This window comes from Mesorhizobium sp. P2_F7, assembly GCF_056403695.1.
Genome location: NZ_JBFUFA010000001.1, coordinates 970,007 through 993,912 on the forward strand (window position 1 = coordinate 970,007; position 23,906 = coordinate 993,912).

27 protein-coding genes are annotated in these 23,906 nt (G+C 63.8%); 15 read left to right on the top strand and 12 right to left on the bottom strand.

Translation table 11 applies throughout. The features are described from left to right. Position 1: 1 nt before the first annotated feature. The 5 genes from AC1DZ8_RS04455 to AC1DZ8_RS04475 form a co-directional block, all read right to left on the bottom strand. Complete coding sequence (locus tag AC1DZ8_RS04455; RefSeq protein ID WP_477304864.1) at positions 2-1,327, bottom strand: bifunctional folylpolyglutamate synthase/dihydrofolate synthase; 1,326 nt, start codon at positions 1,325-1,327, stop codon at positions 2-4. A gap of 119 nt (positions 1,328-1,446) precedes the next feature. Continuing rightward, entirely contained in the window at positions 1,447-2,370 is a 924-nt protein-coding gene (accD, locus tag AC1DZ8_RS04460) for an acetyl-CoA carboxylase, carboxyltransferase subunit beta (RefSeq protein ID WP_477304866.1), read from the bottom strand. A gap of 48 nt (positions 2,371-2,418) precedes the next feature. Beyond that, positions 2,419-3,258 (bottom strand): tryptophan synthase subunit alpha, encoded by an 840-nt coding sequence (gene trpA / locus AC1DZ8_RS04465; protein ID WP_477304868.1) that lies wholly within the window; start codon positions 3,256-3,258, stop codon positions 2,419-2,421. A gap of 2 nt (positions 3,259-3,260) precedes the next feature. Continuing rightward, a complete protein-coding gene (trpB, locus tag AC1DZ8_RS04470; protein ID WP_352582786.1) occupies positions 3,261-4,511 on the bottom strand; it encodes a tryptophan synthase subunit beta in 1,251 nt (416 codons plus the stop codon). 28 nt (positions 4,512-4,539) lie between these two features. Then, a complete protein-coding gene (locus tag AC1DZ8_RS04475; protein ID WP_477400339.1) occupies positions 4,540-5,199 on the bottom strand; it encodes a phosphoribosylanthranilate isomerase in 660 nt (219 codons plus the stop codon). 109 nt (positions 5,200-5,308) lie between these two features. On the opposite strand from AC1DZ8_RS04475, the gene AC1DZ8_RS04480 reads away from it, so the two are divergent. After that, positions 5,309-5,527, top strand: a complete 219-nt coding sequence (locus AC1DZ8_RS04480) for a hypothetical protein (RefSeq protein WP_477304873.1) — start codon at positions 5,309-5,311, stop codon at positions 5,525-5,527. Positions 5,528-5,770: 243 nt separating this feature from the next. Here AC1DZ8_RS04480 and AC1DZ8_RS04485 read toward each other — a convergent pair whose 3' ends face one another. The 4 genes from AC1DZ8_RS04485 to AC1DZ8_RS04500 form a co-directional block, all read right to left on the bottom strand. After that, complete coding sequence (locus tag AC1DZ8_RS04485) at positions 5,771-6,529, bottom strand: M48 family metallopeptidase (protein WP_477304875.1); 759 nt, start codon at positions 6,527-6,529, stop codon at positions 5,771-5,773. A gap of 119 nt (positions 6,530-6,648) precedes the next feature. Beyond that, positions 6,649-7,134, bottom strand: coding sequence for a DUF2852 domain-containing protein (locus AC1DZ8_RS04490; protein ID WP_477304877.1), 486 nt, complete (start codon positions 7,132-7,134; stop codon positions 6,649-6,651). 117 nt (positions 7,135-7,251) lie between these two features. Further along, positions 7,252-8,394 carry a benzoate/H(+) symporter BenE family transporter gene (locus AC1DZ8_RS04495; protein ID WP_477304879.1) on the bottom strand — a complete coding sequence of 381 codons (1,143 nt, stop codon included), beginning with the start codon at positions 8,392-8,394 and terminating at the stop codon, positions 7,252-7,254. A gap of 6 nt (positions 8,395-8,400) precedes the next feature. Continuing rightward, complete coding sequence (locus tag AC1DZ8_RS04500; protein ID WP_477304881.1) at positions 8,401-9,171, bottom strand: alpha/beta hydrolase; 771 nt, start codon at positions 9,169-9,171, stop codon at positions 8,401-8,403. A gap of 233 nt (positions 9,172-9,404) precedes the next feature. Here AC1DZ8_RS04500 and infC point away from each other — a divergent pair, with 233 nt between their 5' ends. From infC to AC1DZ8_RS04545, 9 genes are all read left to right on the top strand, one after another. Further along, positions 9,405-9,941 (top strand): translation initiation factor IF-3, encoded by a 537-nt coding sequence (gene infC / locus AC1DZ8_RS04505; RefSeq protein WP_112559872.1) that lies wholly within the window; start codon positions 9,405-9,407, stop codon positions 9,939-9,941. A 248-nt stretch (positions 9,942-10,189) separates the two neighbouring features. Next, positions 10,190-10,828 carry a methyltransferase family protein gene (locus AC1DZ8_RS04510; RefSeq protein WP_477400340.1) on the top strand — a complete coding sequence of 213 codons (639 nt, stop codon included), beginning with the start codon at positions 10,190-10,192 and terminating at the stop codon, positions 10,826-10,828. 182 nt (positions 10,829-11,010) lie between these two features. Continuing rightward, positions 11,011-11,214, top strand: a complete 204-nt coding sequence (gene rpmI, locus AC1DZ8_RS04515) for a 50S ribosomal protein L35 (protein WP_006201248.1) — start codon at positions 11,011-11,013, stop codon at positions 11,212-11,214. Between the two features lie 38 nt (positions 11,215-11,252). Continuing rightward, entirely contained in the window at positions 11,253-11,654 is a 402-nt protein-coding gene (gene rplT / locus AC1DZ8_RS04520) for a 50S ribosomal protein L20 (protein WP_006201247.1), read from the top strand. A gap of 160 nt (positions 11,655-11,814) precedes the next feature. After that, positions 11,815-12,900, top strand: coding sequence for a phenylalanine--tRNA ligase subunit alpha (pheS, locus tag AC1DZ8_RS04525; RefSeq protein WP_477304885.1), 1,086 nt, complete (start codon positions 11,815-11,817; stop codon positions 12,898-12,900). Beyond that, complete coding sequence (locus tag AC1DZ8_RS04530) at positions 12,897-13,331, top strand: GFA family protein (protein ID WP_477304887.1); 435 nt, start codon at positions 12,897-12,899, stop codon at positions 13,329-13,331. The genes pheS and AC1DZ8_RS04530 overlap by 4 nt, the downstream gene beginning before the upstream one ends. After that, the gene (gene pheT, locus AC1DZ8_RS04535; RefSeq protein WP_477400341.1) at positions 13,331-15,739 is read left to right on the top strand and encodes a phenylalanine--tRNA ligase subunit beta; all 2,409 of its coding nucleotides are present in this window, start codon (positions 13,331-13,333) and stop codon (positions 15,737-15,739) included. The genes AC1DZ8_RS04530 and pheT overlap by 1 nt, the downstream gene beginning before the upstream one ends. Positions 15,740-15,804: 65 nt before the next feature. Continuing rightward, a complete protein-coding gene (locus AC1DZ8_RS04540; protein ID WP_477304891.1) occupies positions 15,805-16,386 on the top strand; it encodes a prolyl hydroxylase family protein in 582 nt (193 codons plus the stop codon). 38 nt (positions 16,387-16,424) lie between these two features. Further along, positions 16,425-17,027, top strand: coding sequence for a nucleotidyltransferase family protein (locus tag AC1DZ8_RS04545; RefSeq protein WP_477304893.1), 603 nt, complete (start codon positions 16,425-16,427; stop codon positions 17,025-17,027). 266 nt (positions 17,028-17,293) lie between these two features. On the opposite strand, the gene AC1DZ8_RS04550 is transcribed toward AC1DZ8_RS04545, so the two are convergent. Further along, on the bottom strand, positions 17,294-18,289 hold the full coding sequence (locus AC1DZ8_RS04550; protein ID WP_477304895.1) for an aldo/keto reductase: 996 nt from the start codon (positions 18,287-18,289) through the stop codon (positions 17,294-17,296). 96 nt (positions 18,290-18,385) lie between these two features. Between AC1DZ8_RS04550 and AC1DZ8_RS04555 the strand changes: the two genes are divergently transcribed. From AC1DZ8_RS04555 to AC1DZ8_RS04570, 4 genes are all read left to right on the top strand, one after another. Continuing rightward, positions 18,386-19,276, top strand: a complete 891-nt coding sequence (locus AC1DZ8_RS04555) for a LysR family transcriptional regulator (RefSeq protein WP_477400342.1) — start codon at positions 18,386-18,388, stop codon at positions 19,274-19,276. Positions 19,277-19,557: 281 nt separating this feature from the next. Continuing rightward, a complete protein-coding gene (locus tag AC1DZ8_RS04560; protein ID WP_477304899.1) occupies positions 19,558-20,133 on the top strand; it encodes a cytochrome b in 576 nt (191 codons plus the stop codon). 67 nt (positions 20,134-20,200) lie between these two features. Then, positions 20,201-20,776 carry a YceI family protein gene (locus AC1DZ8_RS04565; protein ID WP_477304901.1) on the top strand — a complete coding sequence of 192 codons (576 nt, stop codon included), beginning with the start codon at positions 20,201-20,203 and terminating at the stop codon, positions 20,774-20,776. Between the two features lie 288 nt (positions 20,777-21,064). After that, complete coding sequence (locus tag AC1DZ8_RS04570) at positions 21,065-22,051, top strand: Gfo/Idh/MocA family protein (protein ID WP_477400343.1); 987 nt, start codon at positions 21,065-21,067, stop codon at positions 22,049-22,051. 85 nt (positions 22,052-22,136) lie between these two features. On the opposite strand, the gene AC1DZ8_RS04575 is transcribed toward AC1DZ8_RS04570, so the two are convergent. Further along, the gene (locus AC1DZ8_RS04575) at positions 22,137-22,994 is read right to left on the bottom strand and encodes an alpha/beta fold hydrolase (protein ID WP_477400344.1); all 858 of its coding nucleotides are present in this window, start codon (positions 22,992-22,994) and stop codon (positions 22,137-22,139) included. Between the two features lie 53 nt (positions 22,995-23,047). Then, positions 23,048-23,413, bottom strand: coding sequence for a VOC family protein (locus AC1DZ8_RS04580; protein WP_477304907.1), 366 nt, complete (start codon positions 23,411-23,413; stop codon positions 23,048-23,050). 149 nt (positions 23,414-23,562) lie between these two features. Here AC1DZ8_RS04580 and AC1DZ8_RS04585 point away from each other — a divergent pair, with 149 nt between their 5' ends. After that, complete coding sequence (locus AC1DZ8_RS04585) at positions 23,563-23,877, top strand: hypothetical protein (RefSeq protein WP_477304909.1); 315 nt, start codon at positions 23,563-23,565, stop codon at positions 23,875-23,877. Positions 23,878-23,906: the final 29 nt, after the last annotated feature.

A 23,906-nucleotide genomic window follows, 5' to 3' on the forward strand; every position in this document is an offset into this window, starting at 1 on the left:
TTCAGGTTGGCGGCGTGCCGTTCTCGGCCAGAACCGCGCCGGCGAGATACAGTGAACCGCCGATCAGGATGCGTGGCGCCGGCCCGTCCCAGGTGTCGCGCAGCAGCATCAGCGCGCTGGCGACGGAGCTGACCGGCTCGGCGGTGAGACCGGCTTCCGTCGCGCGGACCGCCAGCTCGTCATTCGGCACGCCGGCGTCGCTGAGGCTAACCGGCACGGTGTAGACGTGACGGACCAGACCCTTGAAGGCGTGAAAATAGCCGCTCTGGTCCTTGGTGTTGATCATGCCGGCAATCAGGAACAGCGGCCGCGGGTTCTTTTCCTCCTGCTCGGCCAGCGCCTCTGCAATGACCATGCCGGCGCCCGGATTGTGGCCGCCGTCGAGCCAGATGTCGGCGCCCTGGGGCGCCAACTCCGCCAGTCTGCCCTGCGCCAGCTTCTGCATGCGGCCCGGCCAGGCGACTTTGGCCATAGCCTTCTCCGTGGCGCGGTGGCTGATCTCGAAGCCGGCGGCCTTGACCGCAGCAATCGCTGCCGCCGCATTGGCGAACTGGTGGCGCCCGGGCAGCCGCGGCGGTGGCAGGTCCATCAGGCCGTCCTCGTCCTGGTAGACCATGCGGCCGTTTTCCTCGAAAGCGAGGAAATCCTGGCCGTAGACGAAGGTCGGGCAATCCAGCCGCTCGGCGGTTTCGATCAGCACCTGCAGCGCCGTCTCGCTCTCCTGCGCGCCGATGACCACCGGGCAGCCGCGCTTCATGATCCCGGCCTTTTCGGCGGCGATCAGTTCGACCCGGTCGCCGAGATAGGCTTCGTGGTCCATCGACACCGGCATGATCACAGACACGGCCGGCCGGGCGACGACATTGGTGGCGTCGAAGCGGCCGCCAAGGCCGACCTCGATGATGGCCGCAGCGGCCGGATGCTCGGAAAACAGGATGAAGGTGACGGCGGTGAGGATTTCGAACACGGTGATCTTCTGGCCGGCATTGGCCCGGGCGACGCGAGCAATGGCCTCGGCGAAGGTCTCGTCGTCGACCAGCCTGCCGCCGCCCTCGGCCGCCAGCCGGTAGCGCTCGGCCCAGTTGACCAGATGCGGCGAGGTATGGACATGGACAAGATGGCCGCCGGCTTCGAGCAGCGCGCGCGAAAAGGCAGCGCACGAGCCCTTGCCGTTGGTGCCGGCGATGTGGATGACCGGCGGTAGCCGGTCCTGCGGATTGCCGAGGCGTTCGAGCAGCCTGGTGATGCGGTCGAGCGAAAGGTCGAAGCCTTTCGGATGCAGCGCCATCAGGGCTTCGATTTCGCGGTCGGCGGCAAGTGTGGTCATAGGGGAATCCTAGCGCATGACCCCGAAAACACGAATCGGTTTTCGGAAAGGATCATGCGCAATAAAATACTGCGCGAAACATCGCGCGCAATCGCTGATAGGCGGCCAGGAATGTCGCGTCAGACCTGCGGCCGGGCTTCCGTCGGGATGACCGCCGGCGGCAGGATTTCCGGCTCCAGCGGCTTCTGATCGGGAACCTTGAGCAGCATCTTCAACAGCCGCGCAATCGTCCCGCGTAGTTCCAGCCGCGACACCACCATGTCGACCATGCCGTGCTCCATCAGATATTCGGAGCGCTGGAACCCGTCCGGCAGTTTTTCCCGAATGGTCTGCTCGATGACGCGCGGGCCGGCAAAACCGATCAGCGCGCCGGGCTCGGCGATGTGGACATCGCCCAGCATGGCGTAGGAGGCGGTGACGCCGCCGGTGGTCGGATTGGTCAGGACGACGATGTAGGGCAGGACGGCTTCCTTCAACCGGTCGAGGCCGACCGTGGTGCGCGGCAATTGCATGAGGGACAGGATGCCTTCCTGCATGCGGGCGCCACCGGAGGCGGCGAACAGGATCAGCGGCCGCTTGCGCTGCAAGGCGACCTCGAAAGCATGCACGATGGCGTCACCGGCAGCCATGCCGAGCGAGCCGCCCATGAAGGCGAAATCCTGCACCGTCACCACCACTGGCAGGCCTTCGACCGTGCCCAGCGCGTTGACGATGGCGTCTTCCAGACCGGTCTTGGCCTTGGCGTCCTTCAGCCGGTCGGTGTAGCGCTTCTCGTCGCGGAACTTGAGCGGGTCCTGCATGACCTTGGGGTTCTCAAGCTGCTCGTATTTGCCGTCGTCGAAGAAGAATTTCAGCCGCTCCTTGGCCGAAATCTTCATGTGATGGCCCGATGACGGGATGACGAACTGGTTGGATTCCAGGTCCTTGTGGAACACCATCTCGCCGGTCTCAGGATCCTTGATCCAGAGATTCTCCGGCATGTCGGTGCGCCGGCCGAGCATCGAATTGATCCGCGGGCGAACGTAATTGGTAATCCAGTTCATCGCTTCGGCTCCTGTCCTGACGAAGAGTTGGCTACAGAGGTAAGACGACTATTCGGCAGCAGCAAGGCGGGCCGAACGCACGCCTTGCGACAGGCCGCTGACCAAAGTGGCGACGGCCTCGGCCGGGTCGGCGGTCTTTTCGCCCTTCGGCCCCAGCACGTTGGCCACCGCATTGACGATGGCGGTACCGACGACGACGCCGTCGGCATTGGCGCCGATGATGCGCGCCTGCTCGGCGGTCTTGACGCCGAAACCGACACAGACCGGCAGGTCGGTATGGCCCTTGATGCGCTTGACCGCCGCCGCAACCTTGCCGGTGTCGGCCAAAGCCGAGCCGGTGATGCCGGTCATCGAGACGTAATAGACGAAGCCCGAGGTGTTCTGCAGCACCTTGGGCAGGCGCTTGTCGTCGGTGGTCGGCGTCGCCAGGCGGATGAAGTTGATGCCGGCCTTCAGCGCCGGAATGCAGAGTTCCTCGTCCATCTCAGGCGGCAGGTCGACGACGATCAGCCCGTCAATGCCGCTGGCGATCGCGTCCTTGAGGAAACGGTCGACGCCGTAGATGTAGATCGGGTTGTAATAGCCCATCAGCACGATCGGCGTCTCGTTGTCGCCACCGCGGAAGTCCGCCGCCATCTGCAGCGTCTTGACCAGCGTCTGGCCGCCCTTCAGGGCGCGCAGGCCGGCTGCCTGGATCGCCGGGCCGTCGGCCATCGGATCGGAAAACGGCATGCCCATTTCGATGATGTCGGCGCCCGCCTTGGGCAGCGCCTTCATGATCGACAAAGCGGTGTCATAGTCCGGGTCGCCGCTCATGAAATAGGTGACCAGCGCCGGGCGGCCCTCGGCTTTCAGTTTTGCCATGCGGCGGTCGATGCGGGTCGTCATGATCAGATCTCCATGCCCAGCATCGAGGCCACCGTGTGCACGTCCTTGTCGCCACGTCCCGACAGGTTGACGATGACGATCTGGTCCTTGTCCATCGCGGGCACGATCTTCACTGCGTGCGCAATGGCGTGCGCCGATTCCAGCGCCGGGATGATGCCTTCGACACGCGTCGTCAGCTTGAAGGCTTCCAGCGCCTCGTCATCGAGGATCGGCACGTATTCGACGCGGCCGGAATCACGCAGCCAGGAATGTTCGGGGCCGACGCCGGGATAATCGAGGCCGGCCGAGATCGAATGGCCGTCCATGATCTGGCCGTCGGCATTCTGCAAGAGATAGGTGCGGTTGCCATGCAGCACGCCGGGCGCGCCGGCATTCATCGAGGCACAATGCTCGATGCCGTCGAGGCCACGGCCGCCGGCTTCGATGCCGATGATGCGGACTTCCTTGTCGTCAAGGAAGGGATGGAACAGGCCGATGGCGTTCGAGCCGCCGCCGACGGCGGCGATGATGGTGTCAGGCAGCCGGCCTTCCTGCTCGAGGATCTGGGCGCGTGCCTCGGTGCCGATCACCGACTGGAAGTCGCGCACGAGTTCCGGATAGGGATGCGGGCCGGCGGCGGTGCCGATCAGGTAATAGGTGTCCTCGACATTGGTGACCCAGTCGCGCAACGCCTCGTTCATGGCGTCCTTCAGCGTGCCGTGGCCGGCGGTGACCGGCCTCACTTCGGCGCCGAGCAGCTTCATGCGAAACACGTTGGGGCTTTGGCGAGCGACGTCGGTGGCGCCCATATAGACGACACAAGGGAACCCGAAGCGCGCCGCGACGGTGGCGGCGGCCACGCCATGCTGGCCGGCGCCGGTCTCGGCGATAATGCGCTTCTTGCCCATGCGCTTGGCCAGCAGGATCTGGCCGAGGCAATTGTTGATCTTGTGCGAACCGGTGTGGTTCAGATCCTCGCGCTTGAAATAGACTTTCGCGCCGCCCCCGAGGCCCTTCGCCGAGGAAACCTCACGAAGATGCTTGGTCAGCCCCTCGGCGAAATAGAGTTTTGAGGGTCGGCCGGCATAGTGGGTCGACAGATCCGTGAGTTCGGCCTTGAAGTCCGGATCGTTCTTGACCTCGTTCCAGTGCCGTTCGAGGTCGAGGATCAGCGGCATCAGCGTCTCGGCGACGAAGCGGCCGCCAAAAATGCCGAACATGCCCTGCTCGTCGGGTCCGGTGCGGAAGGAATTGGGTGTCGCCGGCTGGTCCATCGCCGATCTCCTGGTTCGAAAGAATTGTTCAGGCGGCGCGGTCGTCGCGCGCGGCCCTGACGGCCCGGAAAAACTGCTCGATCAGCGCCGGATCCTTGACACCCGGAGCGCTTTCCACGCCCGACGAAATGTCTATTGCGGGCGGATTGGCCGATCTCAGGGCGTCGCCGATATTGGCGGCGTTGAGCCCACCGGAAAGCATGTAATCGAGCCCGGCGTCAAGGCCGGCCAGAATGCGCCAGTCGAAGGCGACGCCATTGCCGCCCGGCAGTTGCGAGCCTTTCGGCGGCTTGGCATCGAACATGACCCGATCGGCAATGCCGACAAAAGGCTTTATCCGTTCGAGATCGGCGGCCTCGCTGACGGAGAACACCTTCATCACCGGCAGGCCGTAGCGGGCTTTCACGGCAGCCACCCGCTCGGGCGTTTCGGCGCCGTGCAGCTGCAGCATGTCGGGGCGCATCTTTTCGACAATCTCGTCCAGGAACGCGTCATCGGCATCGACCGTCACGGCAACCGCCTTGGCCTTGCCAATCGCCGCCTGGCGCAGGCGGCCGGCTTCCGCGGGCTCGACATAGCGCGGGCTTTTGGCGAAGAAGATGAAGCCGACATGGCTGGCGCCGCCGGCTAATGCCGCAGCCATTGCCTCATCGGTCTTCAACCCGCAGATCTTGATGTCGAGCGCCATGGCGCGGGGATTGGCACGAAAAGCGGCGAGAGTCGAGAAAAAGCATGCTGTTTGCCGGCAACGCCAAAGGCGCTACCTATGGATAGCAGAAGCAAGGCGGAGCAGACGAATGGCCGACCAGAGCATTGCCGAACTCAAGCAGAAGATCGCGCAAGCGCGCGACGTCATCAAGCATCTGATGCAAAAGGCAGCCTTCGATGGGGCTGAAGCGCACCGGGCGCTGGAGTACTTCGGCAGCGATGCGTTCGAGCAGAATTTTCTGCCATGGCCGCGCCATGGCGACGAAGGGCTGCGGCCGGATGAGCTTAACGCGGCGAACGATGATTGAGTGAGACAATTGCGAAGGCTGGAGGGACAGCACCCCCCTCTGGCCTGCCGGCCATCTCCCCCGCAAGGAGGGAGATTAGGCGCTCAACCGCTTTCGCCAATTTTCAACAAAGCAGGGATTAGCGAGGTCACCGAAGCTGCCAATCTCCCTCCTTGCGGGGGAGATGCCCGGCAGGGCAGAGGGGGGTGTGAAGGATCGCTACAGATGCCTTAATCTCGGCGCTGCACGGCCCTTCGCCTATCCCTAGTCAAATACGATCGCCTGCAACGCGCCGCCATTCCTCTTCAGCCAGTCCTTGCAACGGTCGGTGTCCGGACAAAGTTGCTCGCACAGTTTCCAGAATTTCGGGCCGTGGTTCATCTCCTTGAGATGCGCCACCTCATGCGCGACGAGGTAGTTTATGACCGGCGTCGGCGCCATCATGATGCGCCAGGAGAAGGACAGGTTGCCGTCGGAGGTGCAGGAGCCCCAGCGGCTCGACGTGTCCTTGAAGCGGATCGCCTTGGCGCGCTTGCCGAGCGCCTCGGTGTGCTTGACCACCAGCTTCTCGATCTCCTTCTTGGCTTCGCGCTTGAGGAAATCGGCGATCCGGCGCGGCAAATGTATGCGCTCGCCATGCACGATCAGCAGCGGTCCGCGCTCGTCGCGCGAGACGGTGACGGTGCCGCGTTTCGCCGGTTCATGGACGATACGATGCGCAACGCCGCGGATCGGGATCTTGATGCCGGGCCGCACTTGCGGCCGTGTCGGCACCTTGGCCAGCCGCTGCTCCAGCCAGTCCTGATGGCGGTGCAGGAACTTTTCCACCTCGCCGCGGCGCAGGCCCGGCGGCACGGTGATGCGCAGGCCCTGGCCGCCGGAATCGATGCGCAGCGTCAGCCGCCGCGCCCGCCCGCTCTCAACGATTTTGAGCGGCAGCGTGCGGCCGGCAACGACATGCTCTCGCTCTTCGACAGGCGAGGGCTTGGGTTTGGTCAGGTTGCGAAAGAAGCCGAAGGACATGGCTGAACGATACGCGATTCGAGGAAAACGACCAGTAGAGCGAACGCGAAAAGAGAACAAAAAAGAAACGGCGCCGCTCGCGCGACGCCGTCTTTCATGCCGAGACCTGTCGCAGGATCTCAGTCGTCAAGCAGGTTCGGACCCTTGCGCTTGGGGGTCGCGGGCTTGCCCGCTTCGGTCGAGCCCGAGGTCGTCGGTGCCGTCGACTTGTTGCGGTTGGCCATGAAGCGGTCGAACTCGTCCTGGTCCTTGGCGCGGCGCAATTCGCGGGCATAGTCGTCGAACTCGCTCAGCATCTCGTCGAGCTTGCGGCGCTCTTCGGCGAGGCGCTCGAGTTCCTTCTCGCGCCAGTCGTCGAAAGCGACGTTGCCGGTGCGAGCCGAACCATGGCCCCAGCGTGCGGCCTTGTCGGAACCGCGGCGGCAGCCGGCGAATATGCCGTCGGTGGCGCGGTTGACGTCGCGCTTGAAGCCGTCAAGCCGGTCGCCCCAGATGATGTAGGCGAGCATGGCCAAGCCAAGCGGCCAGAACACCATGAAGCCGATCACCATCAACGCGATGGTCGCCGGCGTCCAGGCCGGGCGGATCAATGCGGATGTGTTCATTTTCTCCCATTCCTTCGGTTGGAGACAGCCACGAACGGCTGCGTGGATTCGAAATGGGATGAGAAAAACGGCGATTCAAGACAATGCCGGCCAAAACCGGACAAGGGGCTGAAATGATTATCGCTTTTTGAGCGCTTCGAGGAAAAGCACGACCAGCCCGGCGACCAGACCCCAAAAGGCGGCGCCGACGCCGAACAAGGTCAGCCCTGACGCGGTGACGACGAAGGTGACCGTGGCGGCCATGCGCTGGTCCTCGTCCTTGAGCGCGATCGATAGCGCGTTGGCGAGCGACCCCATCAGCGCCAGACCAGCCACCAGCACGATCAGACTCTGCGGCAGGACGGCGAAGATCGCCACCAGCGAGGCGCCGAAAATCGCGAAGACGAGGTAGGCGAGCGCATAGAACGGGCCGGTCTTCCAGCGCTCGGCAGGGTCGGGATGGACATCGGGGCCGGTGCAGATCGCCGCCGAAATCGCCGCCAGATTTGTGGTCGAACCGCCAAACGGCGCCGACAGCAATGAGAACAGGCCGGTGACGCCGATCAGCGGGCCGGGTTCGGGGTGATAGCCGGCGGCGCGCAGCACGGCCAGTCCCGACAGGTTTTGCGAGGCCATGGTGACGAGGTAGAGCGGCAGCGCCAGGCCGATAATGGCGGCGGCGCTGAAATGCGGCGCAATCAGCGTCAGCGTCGACAGTTCCGGCGCCGGCAGGCCGCCGACACGGCCGGTGAGAAAGGCGGCAGTGCCGCCACCGATCAGCACCGCCAGCACCGATAGCGCCGGGTTGAACAGGCGAATGACGAAGAAGGCCGCGATCAGCGGCAGGATAAGCCAGGGGTCGACGGGAATGGTCTTGACGGCATTGAGCGCGAAGGTGACGACGATGCCGGCCAGCATGCCGGACGCCACCGAGGCCGGTAATTTGGCGATTAGCTGGGTCAGCGGCTTGAACATGCCGGTGGCGATCAACAGGATGCCGGTGACGATGAAGGCGCCGACGGCATCGGCCATGGTAAACCCGCTCGATGCTGCCATCAGCGCCAGGCCCGGTGTCGACCAGGCGGTGATGATCGGCATTTTCGTGCGCCAGGATAGCCACAGGCACTCGATCGCCATCGCCAGGCACAAAGCCGTTACCCAGCTCGCTGTCTCGGCTTGGGTGGCGCCAACCGCCTTGGCGGCGGCAATGACGACGGCCAGCGTGCCGCCGAAGCCGACGATGGCCGCGACAAAGGCGGATATCGGGATGGAAATGCGCATTCTTGCCTAACCCGCCCGCTGGACCATGTCGCCCACGGCCCTCAGCAGCATGTCGAGGTCCTGCGGCCGCGACAGGCGGTGATCGCCGTCAGGAATAAGCGACAAAGTGACATCGTCGGCCGGCAGCAGGGACACCAGCTTCAGCGCATGGCTTGCCGGCACGTCGGCATCGGCCAGGCCCTGCAGGATGTGGACCGGGCAATGGGTATCGATCGGCCCGGTCATCACCCGATTGCTGCGGCCGTCCTCGATCAGCGCGTGCGTGTAGATGTAAGGCTCGGCGGAGTAGTCCGATGGCTCCTCGAAGAAGCCCTTCTTCTGGAGGTCGCGCTTCTGCGCCTTGGTCAGCGCCGGCTCGACCAGTTCGGTGGTGAAGTCCGGCGCCGGCGCGAGCAGCACCAGGCCGACGACACTGCTGTCGCCAGCCTTGCGCAGTTCCTGCACCATGCGCAACGCAATCCAGGCACCCATCGAGGAGCCGACCAGGATCTGCTTGCCCGTGGTGAAGCGCTGGAAGACGGCGAGGCTCTCGGCGAGCCATTTCGAGATGGTGCCGTCGGCAAAGGCGCCGCCGGATTCGCCATGGCCGGAATAGTCATGACGCAGGAAAGCGCGGCCTTCGCGGGCTGCCCAATCCGACAGCGTCTGCGCCTTCGTGCCCAGCATGTCGGATTTATAGCCGCCGAGCCAGACGATGCCCGGCGTCTTGCCCGCCTCATGGCGCACCGCGATGCTGATTCCCTGGACATCCAGAAGGGTTGGGATGGTCGCGGTCATGGCTGTCGGCCAATCCTGGTTGTGGGGCCTGATTTTCCTCGCCGGTCTTTTGGCACAGGCAAAGGCGAGGCGGAAAGTGCCCGCCTGATCCTTTGTTTGGTGCAGACCAGCGTTCAGGGTGATTTTCTGTCAGCGCTATGCTATTGACTCCGCCCGCGCGCTCACCACATTGGCGCGTCCTGAATATTTCTAGATTTGAAACCCTGAACGAAACGGCCAAGGAGACCACGACCATTCGCAGACCTTTCAAAGCAGCGGCGCCCACCAAGGATGGCCCGCGCTCCAACCGTGATATCCGGGTTCCCCGGGTCCAGCTCATCGACGCCGAAGGCCAGAACCGAGGCGATGTCTCCATCAACGACGCATTGCTGCTCGCCGAAGAGGCCGGGCTCGATCTGGTCGAGATATCGCCCAACGCGGTGCCACCCGTCGTAAAAATCCTCGATCTCGGCAAATTGAAATACGCCAACCAGAAGAAGGCGGCCGAGGCGCGCAAGAACCAGAAGGTCATCGAGATCAAGGAGATCAAGATGCGCCCGAACATCGACAGCCATGACTACGAGACCAAGATGAAGGCCGTGCGGCGCTTCTTCGAGGAAGGCGACAAGGTCAAGCTGACGCTGCGCTTCCGCGGCCGTGAAATGGCGCATATGGAACTCGGCATGCAGCTCCTCAACAAGGTGCGCGAGGAAGTGTCGACCATCGCCAAGGTCGAAGCCGAGCCGAAGCTTGAAGGCCGCCAGATGATGATGGTGCTGGCGCCGCGCTAGACCGGTTTCACCGTTTCATGGAAACGGGCGAAACGCTCTATGTCTTTGTTTTGAAGCAATTCCGGACGGAAAACCGTTTCACACTTTTCCTGGAATTGCTTTGGATCACGTTCTGTTCAGGCGTGGCAATGGCGCTCTAAATCCGCCTGAATCCTGCTACATGGCGTCCCGGCGATCGGCGGGACGCCTGGTTTGTTGTCCAGACGCTGCGATCGCCGGCAAAGCCTTTCCACGATCGGATTCCCGACATGGCCAATGAAATCAATCCTGCGCCCATCAAGGAGTTGGGCGGCTACCAGCACATGCGCAGGATGGTGCTTGCCGTGCTGGTGGTGGTGCTGTTTGCCGCACTGCTGTTTGGCCAGTCGACTTTTCCGCCGGAGACCCCGGTCCACGAGACGATCGAGATGTTCGGCGTGCTGTTGATCTTCCTCGGCATTGTCGGCCGCTTGTGGTCGACGCTTTATATTGGCGGCCGAAAATCCTCCGAAGTGGTCACCGGCGGGCCCTATTCGATCACCCGCAACCCGCTCTACGTGTTCTCGACCATTGCCGCCGCCGGCGTCGGCGCCCAGATCGGCTCGTTCTCCGGCATCATCCTGTTTGCGCTTTTGTGCGCAGGCGCCTTCCACATCGTCATCCTGCGCGAAGAGAAGTACCTCAAGGAACTGCTCGGCGACCCTTACCAAGCCTATCTGGCGCGGGTGCCGCGCTTCTTTCCCAAACTGTCGCTCTACCAGGAAGGCGATACCGGCAGCTTCAAGCCACGGCTTTTGCTGACCACCTTGCTCGACGGGCTGGTGTTCCTGGTGGCGCTGCCGGTGTTCGAGACCATCGACGGCGCCCAGCAGTCGGGTATTCTGCCGGTCTTGTTCAGACTCCCTTGATCGCGGACAGAGCGTCGCAGCCCTTCGGGTGTTGCGCGCGCGCCTGCTTTGACGTATAGGACCGCGTTCCAAAAAACCGCCCGGCAGGGCATGCCGTGGCGGTTTCATTTGCTTTTCGGGCTTTTGGTCCGCCCGAAGCGAACAAGAAGCGCGATTGTGCGCCACCAATACGGAGTAGCAAAATGCCCAAGATGAAGACCAAATCGGCCGCCAAGAAGCGGTTCAAGATCACAGGTACGGGTAAAGTCCTGTCGGCTGCGGCCGGCAAGCGTCACGGCATGATCAAGCGTTCCAACAAGTTCATTCGAAATGCCCGCGGCACGATGGTTCTGGCTGAACCGGACGGCAAGAAGGTCATCAAGAATTTTCTGCCGAACGGCCTCTGAGCACTCGGTCGGAACAGCGTTTTTAAGGAGATCATGACATGGCACGCGTAAAAAGAGGCGTCACCTCGCACGCCAAGCACAAGAAGGTCCTGAAAGCCGCGAAAGGCTTCTACGGCCGTCGCAAGAACACCATCCGCATCGCCAAGCAGGCGGTCGAAAAGTCGCTGCAGTACGCTTACCGCGACCGCAAGAACCGCAAGCGCTCGTTCCGCGCGCTGTGGATCCAGCGCATCAACGCCGCGACCCACGAGCATGGCCTGACCTATGGCCGCTTCATCGACGGCCTCAACAAGGCCGGCATCGAGATCGATCGCAAGATCCTGTCCGACATGGCCATCCATGAGCCGCAGGCATTCGCCGCGCTGGTGGCCAAGGCCAAGGTCGCGCTCGAATATCTGAAGAACACCACGCCGAATGCTTTTGAAAGCGCTGTCGCCTAAGACCAGCGCTTCCCAAGCTATTCAACACTTGATTTGGGGAACCCGCGCTGGCACGGCTGGCGCGGGTTTTTCTTATGCCTAGAGCGTCTTTGTTTTACGCAATTCCGGACGGAAAACCGCTTCGCACTTTTCCTGGAATTGCCCTGATCGGATCCGGAACATGAGTGACATGGATACTCTCGAAAACTCCCTGATGGCCGATATCGCCTCGGCCGGCGACGAGGCGTCGATCGAAGCGGTGCGCGTTGCAGCCCTCGGCAAGAAGGGCTCGGTGTCCGAAATGCTGAAGACGCTGGGCGCGATGAGCGCCGAGGAGCGGCAGGTCAAGGGGCCGGCGATCAACGGCCTGAAGAACCGCGTCACCGAGGCGCTGACAGCCCGCAAGGCCGAGCTGAAGGACGTGGCGGTCACTGCAAGGCTCGCCGCGGAGACAGTCGACGTGACGCTGCCGGTGCGGCAGTCGCCGGCCGAGCGCGGCCGCATCCATCCGATCAGCCAGGTCATCGACGAGATCGCGGCGATCTTCGGCGATCTCGGCTTCGCCATTGCCGAAGGCCCCGACGTCGAGAGCGACTATTACAATTTCACCGCGCTGAATTTCCCCGAAGGGCATCCGGCACGCGAGATGCACGACACCTTCTTCTTCCAGCCGGACGAGAAGGGCGAGCGCAAGCTGTTGCGCACGCACACCTCGCCCGTGCAGATCCGCACCATGGAGAAGCAGAAGCCGCCGATCCGCATCGTCATCCCGGGCAAGACCTACCGGCAGGATTCGGACGCCACCCATTCGCCGATGTTCCATCAGGTCGAGGGTCTGGTGATCGACAAGTCCGCCAATGTCGCCAACATGAAGTGGGTGCTGGAAGAGTTCTGCAAGGCGTTCTTCGAGGTGCCGCAGGTGAAGATGCGCTTCCGGCCGTCCTTCTTCCCGTTCACCGAACCGAGCCTCGAGGTCGATATCCAGTGCGACCGCTCGCGGCCCGGCGAAGTGCGCTTCGGCGAAGGCTCCGACTGGATGGAGATCCTCGGCTGCGGCATGGTGCACCCCAATGTGCTGCGTGCCGGCGGGCTCGATCCCGACGAGTATCAGGGCTTTGCCTGGGGCATGGGCATCGACCGCATCGCCATGCTGAAATACGGCATGCCGGATTTGCGCGCCTTCTTCGACGCCGATGTGCGCTGGCTGTCGCATTACGGCTTCAGGCCGCTCGACATGCCGACGCTGTTCGGAGGTCTCTCCGCATGACGGCGCCGCACACTGGCGGTTGCCGCTGCGGCGCGGTGCGGTTCGAGGCCTCGGCCGAACCGCACCATGTCAGCTATTGCCATTGCGGCGATTGCCGGCGGGCCAGCGGCGCGCCGGTGTCGGCCTTTGTCGGCTTTCTGACCGAGCAGGTGGCTTTCACCGGCAAGGCGCTGAAAATGTACGAGAATGGGCCGGTGACGCGTTCGTTCTGCGGCATTTGCGGTTCGCCGATCGCCTATGTCGATGAGCGGCTGGAAGACCACATCTATTTCATGCTCGGCGCCATGGACATGCCGGCCTATTTCCGGCCGACGCACCATGCCCATGTGCGCGAGCAGTTGCCTTTCCTGCATATGCCCGACGACCTGCCGCGCCATTTGAAGACAAGCGTGCCTCGACCGGACGGACACAGACAAAACGGAACACAGTGATGAAACTCACCCTCTCCTGGCTCAAGGATCATCTGGAGACCGACGCCACGCTCGCCGAAATCGTCGAGCGGCTGACCTCGATCGGCCTCGAAGTCGAGCATGTCGACGACAACGCCAGCCTGAAGCCTTTCGTCATCGCCAAGGTGCTGACGGCGGTGCAGCATCCCGATGCCGACCGGTTGCGGGTGCTGACCGTCGATACCGGCGACGGCAAAGCGCCTGTCCAAGTTGTGTGCGGCGCGCCGAATGCGCGGGCCGGCCTGATCGGCGCCTTCGCCGCGCCCGGCACCTATGTGCCCGGCATCGACGTGACGCTGACGGTTGGCAAGATCCGCGGCGTCGAAAGCCACGGCATGATGTGCTCGGAGCGCGAGCTGGAACTGTCGGACGAGCATAACGGCATCATCGACCTGCCTGAGGATGCGCCTGTCGGCACCAGCTTCGCGGCTTACGCGCATCTCGACGATCCGGTCATCGAGATCAATCTGACGCCAAACCGGCCGGACGCGACCAGCATTTACGGCGTTGCCCGGGATCTGGCGGCAAGCGGGCTCGGCCGGCTCAAAACCGCGCCGGTCGAGGCAATCAAGGGCAAAGGCGAGACGCCGGTCAAGGTGACGATCGAGGCGCCGGAGCTCTGCCCCGGCTTCGCGCTGCGCCTGGTGCGCGGCGTCAAGAACGGCCCGTCGCCGAAATGGCTGCAGCAGCGGCTTATCGCCATTGGCCTCAGGCCCATCAGCGCGCTGGTCGACATCACCAACTACGTCACCTTCGACCGCGGCCGTCCGCTGCATGTGTTCGACGCCAGGAAGGTCGCCGGCAATCTCGTCGTGCGCCGCGCCAAGGATGGCGAAAAGGTCATGGCGCTGGACGGACGCGAATACACGCTGACGCCTGACATGTGCGCCATCGCCGATGACAATGGCGTCGAATCGATCGCCGGCGTCATGGGCGGCGAGCATTCCGGCTGCGATGAAAACACCACCGACGTGCTGATCGAATCGGCGCTTTGGGACCCGATCACCACGGCGCGCACCGGCCGCACGCTCGGCATCATCACCGATGCGCGCTACCGCTTCGAGCGCGGCGTCGACCCTGAATTCATGGTGCCCGGCGTCGAGCTGGCGACGAAGCTGGTGCTGGAGTTTTGCGGCGGCGAGCCGACGGAAACCGAGGTCGTCGGCTATGCCGGCCACAAACCGAAGATCGTTGCCTTCCCGCTGTCGGAAGTGAAGCGGCTGACCGGCATCGAAGTACCCAAGGCGGAAAGCCTCGACATACTGAGCCGGCTTGGCTTCAAGCCGCAGGGCTCGGGCGACGTCGTCGACGTCGCGGTGCCGTCGTGGCGCCCGGATGTCGATGGCAAGGCCGACCTCGTCGAGGAAGTCATGCGCATCCACGGCGTCGACAACATCGCGCCGCAGCCGCTGGGTGCGCATGATGCGGTCAATTCCAAGATCCTGACCACGCTGCAGGTGCGCACCCGCACCGCCAAGCGCTCGCTCGCCGTGCGCGGCATGATGGAGGCCGTCACCTGGTCGTTCATCCCGGCCAGGCACGCCGAACTGTTCGGCGGCGGCCAGACGGCGCTGAAGCTCGCCAACCCGATCGCCGCCGACATGTCCGACATGCGGCCCTCGCTGCTGCCGGGGCTGATGTCCGCCGCGCAGCGCAATGCCGACAAGGGCATTGGCGACGTGGCGTTGTTCGAGGTCTCCGGCACCTATGAGGGCGACGGCCCCGACCAGCAGCGGCGCGTTGCCGCCGGCGTGCGCCGTGGCACCGCCAAGCTCGACGGCTCCGGCCGCAGTTGGGCCGGCAATTCCGGTCCGGTCGGCGTGTTCGACGCCAAGGCCGATGCGATCGCGGCGCTCGAAGCCTGCGGCGCGCCGGTCGACCGGCTGCAGATCGAACCGGGCGGCCCATCCTGGTATCATCCCGGCCGCTCCGGCACGATCAAGCTCGGCCCGAAGACGGTGCTCGGCACATTCGGCGAGTTCCACCCGAAGACGCTGGAGGCGCTCGACGTTTCGGGGCCGATCTGCGGCTTCGAGGTCTATATCGATGCCGTGCCGGAGCCGAAGGTCAAGCCGACGAAAACCAAGCCGAAGCTGGAGCTCTCCGCCTTCCAGGCGGTGAAGCGCGACTTTGCCTTCGTCGTCGACAGAGGAGTCGAGGCTGGCACCCTGGTGCGCGCGGCACTCGCCGCCGACAAGAAGCTGGTCACCGGCGTCTCGGTGTTCGACGTCTTCGAAGGGGCGTCGCTGGGCGCCGCAAAGAAGTCGATCGCCATCGAAGTCTCGATCCAGCCGGTCGAAAAGACGCTGACCGACGAAGATTTCGAGGCGCTGGCCAAGCGCATCGTCGACAATGTCGGCAAGCAGACGGGCGGCGAGCTGAGGACGTGAGGCGGACCGCATCCCGACAACAGTCGGGATGGGCTCGTTGCAAATGCTCCCAAATGGACACGACGATGGGCCACAAGCTTTCCATCAACTGGCTGGCGACGCATATCGGCACGATCGACGGTTTTCTGGACGACCAGGAATGCGCCGATCTGATCGCCGACAGCGAAAGGCGCGGTTTTGAGGAGGCGCGCATCAATAGCGGCGGCAATGCGCTGTTGATGAAAGAACTGCGCAACAATGACCGTGTCATTTTCGACGACGAGGATCTTGCTGACCTGCTTTTCGCGCGGGCGCGGCCGGTGCTCTATGGCGGCCTCGGCGAATGGCGGCTCAAGGGTCTCAACGAGCGCTTCCGCTTCTATCGCTACGGCCCCGGTCAAAAATTTGACTGGCACCATGACGGCACGTTCGTACGCACCGCCGACGAACACAGCCAATTCACCTTCATGATCTACCTTTCGGATGACTTTGAGGGCGGCGGCACATCGTTTCGCGGCGCGATCCCGGGCTACAAGGGCGGCAGCCTAACTGTGAATCCGCGAAAAGGCATGGCGTTGGCCTTCTACCACCCGATTGAACACCGCGGCGACGAGGTGTTGTCAGGGCGCAAATATGTCATCCGCACGGATGTGATGTACAAACGTTGAGGATTGCCGACAGGTGGCGAATCGCCCTCCAAAGGGTGATGGACCATCTGCGCTATTCCGGGCTGCCGTTCGAGGCACAACGCACTGCGTTTTTCGCCATCGTGTCGGCCGACCCGCTGGTTAGCGACGCTCTGGCGCGCGCACGCGCGCTCAACCTGCCGGACTGGCTGGTGGTTTCAGGGGTGCTCTACAACAGCGTCTGGAACCATCTGACCGGCAAGCCGTCGGGCTACGGCATCAAGGATGTCGATCTCTTCTACTTCGATGACAGCGACCTGTCGTACGAGGCCGAGGATGCGGTCATCCGCCGGGCGGCGCAGCATTTCGAAGGGCTTGCGCTGCCGGTCGAGGTCCGCAACCAGGCGCGGGTGCATCTTTGGTATCCGCAGAAGTTCGGGCAGCCGTGCCCGCGCTATACGAGTTCCAGCGAGTCCGTCAGCCACTTTGCTTCGAAGACGCATGCGGTCGGGGTTCGATACGATGCTGACGGGCAGCTGGAGCTGGTAGCGCCGTTTGGGCTGGATGACATGTTTTCGTTTCGGATTACGCCGAACCGGGTGACGGATAACCAGCGCACGCATGGGGCCAAGGGGGCGCGGGCGAAGGCGTGCTGGCCGGAGATTATGGTGGTGCCGTGGTAGGGGCGTCGGCGCGAGGCACCCCCCTCTGCCCTGCCGGGCATCTCCCCCTCAAGGGGGGAGATTGGCAGCTGGAGCGTCAGCGCTCTTCCTTGCAAATGTTGGCGATAAAGCGAAAGCGCCGATGACATCTAATCTCCCCCCTTAAGGGGGAGATGGCCGGCAGGCCAGAGGGGGGTGCCTCGCGCCAACCTCCGCAACCTTCATCGCCACGCGCCAACGCAAAGAGGCGCCGAAGCGCCTCTTTCGATTTACCCCGCGATGACCGGTTACCCATTCACCAGCGCCAGCAATTCCTCCGTATAGCGCTTGCCCATCACCTTGTCCGGTGACAACGCATCGCCAATCGCCGCCACTTCGGCCGCACTGAGCTCAATCCCGGCCGCCGCCGTGTTCTGCTCGAGATGGCGTATCTTGCGCGCACCCGGGATCGGCACGATGAAGTCGCCCTGATGCAGCACCCAGGCGAGCGCCAGCTGGGCCGAGGTCACGCCCTTTTGCGCCGCCAGTTTCTCCAGCGTGGCAATGACCTTGGCGTTGGCCGCCATGGCGTCTGCCTGGAAGCGCGGCAAGGTGCGGCGCCAGTCGTCGTCGCCCAGGGCATCCGGCTTGGCGATGGTGCCGGTGAGCAGCCCGCGGCCGAGCGGGCTGTAGGGGACGAAGCCGATGCCGAGTTCGCGGCAGACGGCCAACACCTCGTCTTCGGGATCGCGGGTCCACAGTGAATATTCGCTCTGCACGGCAGCGATCGGATGCACGGCATGCGCCCGGCGTAGGGTCGCGCCGCTGACTTCCGACAGTCCCAGCGCCCGCACCTTGCCTTCGCGCACCAGTTCGGCCATGGCGCCGACCGTGTCCTCGATCGGCACGTTGGGGTCGACACGGTGTTGGTAGTAGAGATCGATGACATCGGTATCGAGCCGCTTCAGCGAGGCTTCCGCCACCGCCTTGACGTGTTCGGGGCGGCTGTCGACGCCGACCATGCGCGCCATGCCTGAACCTTCCTCGGAAATCTTGAAGCCGAATTTGGTGGCGATGGTCACCTTGTCACGCACCGGCTTCAAAGCCTTGCCGAGCAGGATTTCGTTCTCAAAGGGGCCGTAGACTTCCGCCGTGTCGAAGAAGGTCACTCCGATCTCGACGGCGCGGCGCAAGGTGGCGATCGCTTCGGCTTCCGGCTGGCCGCCATAGCCGAAGCTCATGCCCATGCAGCCGAGACCGACGGGGAAGACTTCGAGTTCGGTGCCTAGTTTGCGGATTTTCATGGCGCATCTCCTTGTTGCGATGGACAGGAGATAGCGTCTTGCCTTGCGTTCGATAATCATCCGTCTTTTGCACAGCTTGTGCTATAAAATAGATCAATGAACCGAACGAACCTCTCCCAGCTCGCCGTGCTCGCCACCGTCGCCCAATGCGCCAGCTTCCGCGGTGCGGCCCGCGAGCTCGGCATCGCGCCTTCGGCGGTCAGCCACGCCGTGTCGAGCCTGGAGGCGAGGCTTGGCGTGCGGCTGCTGGCGCGCAGTACCCGCAGTGTCGCCCCGACGGAGGAAGGCGCCCAGCTTCTCGAGCGGCTGCGACCGGCGCTGTCGGAGATCGATCTGGCGCTGGAAACGGCGGTCGAGGCGCGCGACCGGCCGGCCGGCAACCTTCGGCTGACCGTGCCGCGCACGGCCGCGCATCTGACGCTGACGCCGCGGCTCGGCGGCTTTGCCGCGGCCTATCCCGACATCGTGCTGGAGATCATCATCGAGGACCGCTTCACCGATGTCGTGGAGGGCGGCTTCGACGCCGGCGTGCGGCTCGGCGAGAGCCTGCAACGCGATATGATCGCGGTGCGCATCGGGCCGGACATTCGCGGCGCCGTCGTCGGTGCACCGTCCTATTTCGAAAGAATGCCGAAGCCGCGTCACCCGCGCGAGCTGGCCGACCACCGCTGCATCCGCTTCCGCTTCTCCAGCGGCATCCTCTACCGCTGGGAGTTCGAGAAGGACGGCGAGGAGATCGAGATCGCCGCACAAGGACCGCTGATCCTCGACGAAGACCATCTGATCGCCCAGGCGGCCATCGACGGCGCCGGCCTCGCTTTCGTCTTCGAGCCTTATGTGCGGGGCCCGCTCGCCGACGGAAGGCTGATCCGCGTGCTGGAGGACTGGTGCCCGCCCTTCGAGGGCTTCTTCGTCTACTATCCCAGCCGCCGCCAGATGCGCCCGGCGCTCAGGGCGTTTGTGGATTTCTTCAAGGTGGGCAGCTAGTTACCCTTCCCGTTGTGGGGAGGGTGGAAGAACGCCGTCGCTTCGATTGAATTCATTTGGCCAAGGTTGGCGCCGCCCCTCACCTGCCTGCCGGCATCCTCTCCCCGTAAACGGGGCGAGGATGCTCTCCTCGATGATTTCGCCAATTACCAGCGTCGCAGAAAGGGCGCTGCGGGGCCGCTGCTTCTTTCTCCCCGTTTACGGGGAGAAATGCCCGGCAGGGCAATGAGGGGCAGCGCTGACGTCGGGAAGAAAGCGCCATTCGGAAGCGTTTTCTTGCCATGCAGCCCATCACCAACACCACAACCCGCTACGGCTGGGTGGCAATCATCCTGCACTGGCTGATCGGCATAATCTTCATTGGCCAGTTTATTCTCGGCTTCGTCATGGTGCGATTGACCAGCCAGCGCACCGCCTTCGAGCTCATCCAGCTGCACAAATCCTTCGGCTTCCTACTGCTCGGCCTCATCGTCCTGCGCATCGCCTGGCGGCTCGGCAATGCGGCGCCGGCTTTGCCGGCCTCGGTCGGAGGCCTGGAGCGTCGCACAGCGCCGCTGGCGCATCTGGCGCTCTATGCCTTCCAGCTCGCGCTGCCGCTGTCCGGCTGGGCGCTGGTTTCGGTGTCGATGCTGGAGATCCCCTCGATGCCGTTCAACCTGTTCGTGATGCCGAACCTGCCGCTCGGCCTGTCCGACACGGCGGAGAACTTCTGGGCAGCAGTCCACTGGTATCTCGCTTATGCCGGCATTGCGCTGGTGGCGCTGCATGCGCTGGCGGCGCTGCGCCATCATTTCCAGCTGAAGGACACGGTGCTCACACGCATGATCACGCCTTCGTCAGCGCCCGACATGGAATAGGGCGCACCGCGTACTCGTTCATGGAGGAAAGACGCAGGACTTTGCCTGCCCCAGAAGGACAAAACCCATGTATGCGCGTATCCTAGGATTGGCGGCTGTCGCCGCTTGCCTTGCCATGCCTGTGTTGGCGGCGGTGGATCTTAACGACGCCGCCGGCAGCTACACGGTCAACCCGGCCAGCTCCAGCATCCGCTTCTCCATCGGCAAGGTCGGCGGCGGCGGGCTCAACGGCGCCTTCGGCCGCTTCAAGGGATCGATCCGCATCGACAACAGCGATGTCGGGCGTTCACAGGTCAATTTCACCATCTATCCCGACAGCGTCGGCACCGGCCAGGGCCGCATCGACGCCTTCCTGCGCTCCGACGCGGTGTTCGATGCCGCCAACAATCCGGAAATCCAGTTCCGCTCGACCAGCGTCACCCGCACCAGCGACACCACCGCGCTGGTCAGCGGCCGGTTGACGGCGCGCGGCAAGACCTTTGCGGAAAAGTTCACCGCCGAGCTCGGCGGGCTGAAAAGCGGCACGATCAAATTCCACGTCACCGGCAAGGTGCTGCGCTCCCGCTACGGCATGGATGTCGGCACGCCGATCTATTCCAACATCGTCGATTTCGACATGACGCTGACGGGGAAGAAGGGCTGAGCCTCTTTCCTCGCCCCCGCAAAGCGGGGGAGAGGTGGCTCGGGCGAAGCCCGAGACGGAGAGGGGGACGACGGTCGCGAAGCCAGAGCCCTCTCAGGGCGAGGCTTGGGAGCGAAGCCACGTGCACCTGTTAGCGAGCTCCGGCTCTCTACGAAGGCCCCTCTCCGTCCCGGCTACGCCGGGCCACCTCTCCCCACTGCGTGGGGCGAGGAACTGGCTACCGCCGCATTGGCTTTTCGCCCAAATTCGGGCAAACCTCCTCGCCTGTAAATCTATAGGAGAAGCCTGATGTTCCGATGGGGTGTTTTGTCGACGGCCAAGATCGGCCGCGAGCAGTTGCTGCCGGCAATCGTCGAGGCCGAGAATGGCGTTTTGTCGGCCATTGCCAGCCGCGACCTGTCGAAGGCCAAGGCCTTGGGCGAGCGGTTCGGCGCCAAGCATGCCTTTGGCTCCTATGAGGAACTGCTGGCGTCGAAAGAGGTCGACGGCGTCTACATCCCGCTGCCGACCTCGCAGCATGTCGAATGGGCGGCCAAAGCCATCGAAGCGGGAAAACACGTGCTGGTGGAAAAGCCGCTGGCGCTCGATGCCAAGGATATCGCACCGCTGATCAAGCTGCGCGACCAGAAGAAGGTGCTGGTCTGCGAAGCCTTCATGGTCATCTACCACCCGCAATGGATCAAGGTGCGCGACCTCATCGCAGACGGCGCCATCGGCCGGCTGCGCCATGTGCAGGGCGCGTTCTCCTATTACAATGTCGACCCCACCAATATGCGCAACCAGCTCGATCTCGGCGGCGGCGCGCTGCCCGATATCGGCGTCTACCCGACCGTGTCGACACGCTTTTGCACCGACAAGGAACCGTTGCGGGTGCAGGCGACGATCGAGCGCGACAAGACATTCGGCACCGACATCTACTCCTCGATCCGCGCCGATTTCGGCGATTTCGAACTGTCATTCTATCTGTCGACGCAGATGGCGGCGCGGCAGGTGATGGTGTTCCATGGCGACAAGGGTTTCATCGAAGTGTTCTCGCCGTTCAATGCCGGGCTCTACGACCATCACCGCATCGAACTGCACAACCAGAACCACACCGAGGCGCAGGTGTTCCGCTTTCCCGGCACGCAGCAATACCGGCGCGAGGTCGAGACCTTTGCCAAGGCGGCCGCGGGCGGCAAGGAGCGTGTCTTCACACTGGAGGAGTCCGTGCTCAACCAGAAGGTCATCGACGCCATCTTCCGCGCCGGCGGCAAGGACGGCTGGGAGGCTGTCTGATACAGCAATGTTAGCCGGTTAATTTCATGGCAGAAGGGCGTCCGCATCATGCATGCGGACGCCCTTTCCTATTGAACTGACGATCTCACGCGCCGCTAAGCGCCAGGTGCAAGGTCTCGGCGAAGCGGTCGGGATAATGGGCAAAGCCCATATGGTCGCCGGGGAAGGCGGCGCGGTTGGTGCCGAGCCTGTCGGCCAGCGCCTTGCCCATGCCGTCGATCGGTTGGCCGATGGACTCTTCGCCGATTCCGACCACGACAGGGCGGCCACGCAACGCCTCGACATCGGGGCGGTAGAGCGACAGCGGCATGACGCCATGCGCCAGCCAGTATTCGAAATTGCCGCTAACCCGTGCAAGGGTCTCGGCGTCTTCTGGCGATGGTTCGAACTGCGGCGGCGCATCCTCGATGTCGTGCAGACCGGCTTCGTCATGATCCGGCCCCTCGGACAGGCCGTTCTCGCTGAAGAATTTCTGCATCGCCGCCTCGACGCCGTGGCTGCGATAGGTGTCGTGCAGGTCGCGCATGCCGGCCAGCGCCGGCGCCGGGTCTTCGAGCAGCATCATGCTGGGCGGCTCATGCGCCACCAGCGCCCGCACCCGGCCGGGATGGCGAGCGGCGAGGTTGAGCCCGATCTGGGCGCCGCCGCTGGTGCCGAACACATAGGCCGGCCCGGCGCCGAGCGCGTCGATCAGCCGAGCGGCATCGTCGCCATGGACATCGAGGTCCTGTTCCTGCGGTTCGCCATCGAACGTGCTGCGCGAATTGCCGCGCGGGTCGTAGGCGACCACCGTGTAGCGGTCGGCGACGTGGTCGGCGACATCGGCGAAGACGCCGGCGTCCTGCGGCCCGCCAGGGATGATCAGCAGCACGGGACCGGAGCCGCGTGTCTCGTAGTAGAGGCTGGCGCCCGGTACTTTCAGCGTCGACGATTGAGGGGTCATGTCCATCTCTCCTGTTGCTCTCGTGTCAAGGTTCGGCTGTGCGCTGATCCCGCTCATTTGCTGGCGACAACCATGCGGTTGCCTTCGCTGTCGCGGAACTCGGCGACCGTGCGGCCCGGCTGCCAGGGCGCCTCCTGCGGCTCGGTGATGATTTCGACGCCGCGCGCCTTCAATGCGGCGATCGTTGCCTCGACATTGTCGTCGACCAGAACCATCACCGGGTCGGCGCTCGGCGCCTCATCGGCGCGCCTGACGAAATGCAAATTGGTGACCGCAAAGGGGAAGGCCAGTTCGACCCAGCGCCAGCCACTGTCGCCCATCGGCTGGTCGGCTATGACCTGGCAGGCAAGGTGTTCCGTATAAAAGGCCTTGGCGCGATCCTGGTCGATGACAGGCAATTCGGCAAACTGGATGTGCATGATGGGTCTCTCCTGCTCCTGCTGGCTGCCGCGCAGCCGTCCACGGGGGAAAGACGATCTGCGCGGTCAAAAAGATTCGCGGCGGCGGAGAATCTTTTCGACACCGCGAAACGTCTTCTCCGTGCAGACTTGAAAAACAGGAGACGACAATGGGCTACAATCTCATCCGCTACGGCGTGAAGGATGAAAGCATCGACGAGAACCGTATGCTGGTTGCAAAGGTGTTCGAGGCGCTCGACGAAACCAAGCCGCAATCCGTGCGCTACCTCGTGCTGGAACTGGAGAATGGCGAGTTCGTCCATCTTGTCAGCCAGGACGGCGACGGCCTGACCGGACTCGCCGCCTTCAAGGCGTTCAGCACCGATCATGCCGCGCGCCGCTCGACGCCGCTGGCCAGATCGCCGGCTAAGATCGTCGGCAACTATCGTATGCTGGCCGGTGCCGATGCGGCCGTGCCAGCCTGATTGCAACGACTGGCACGGCGTTGGCGCCG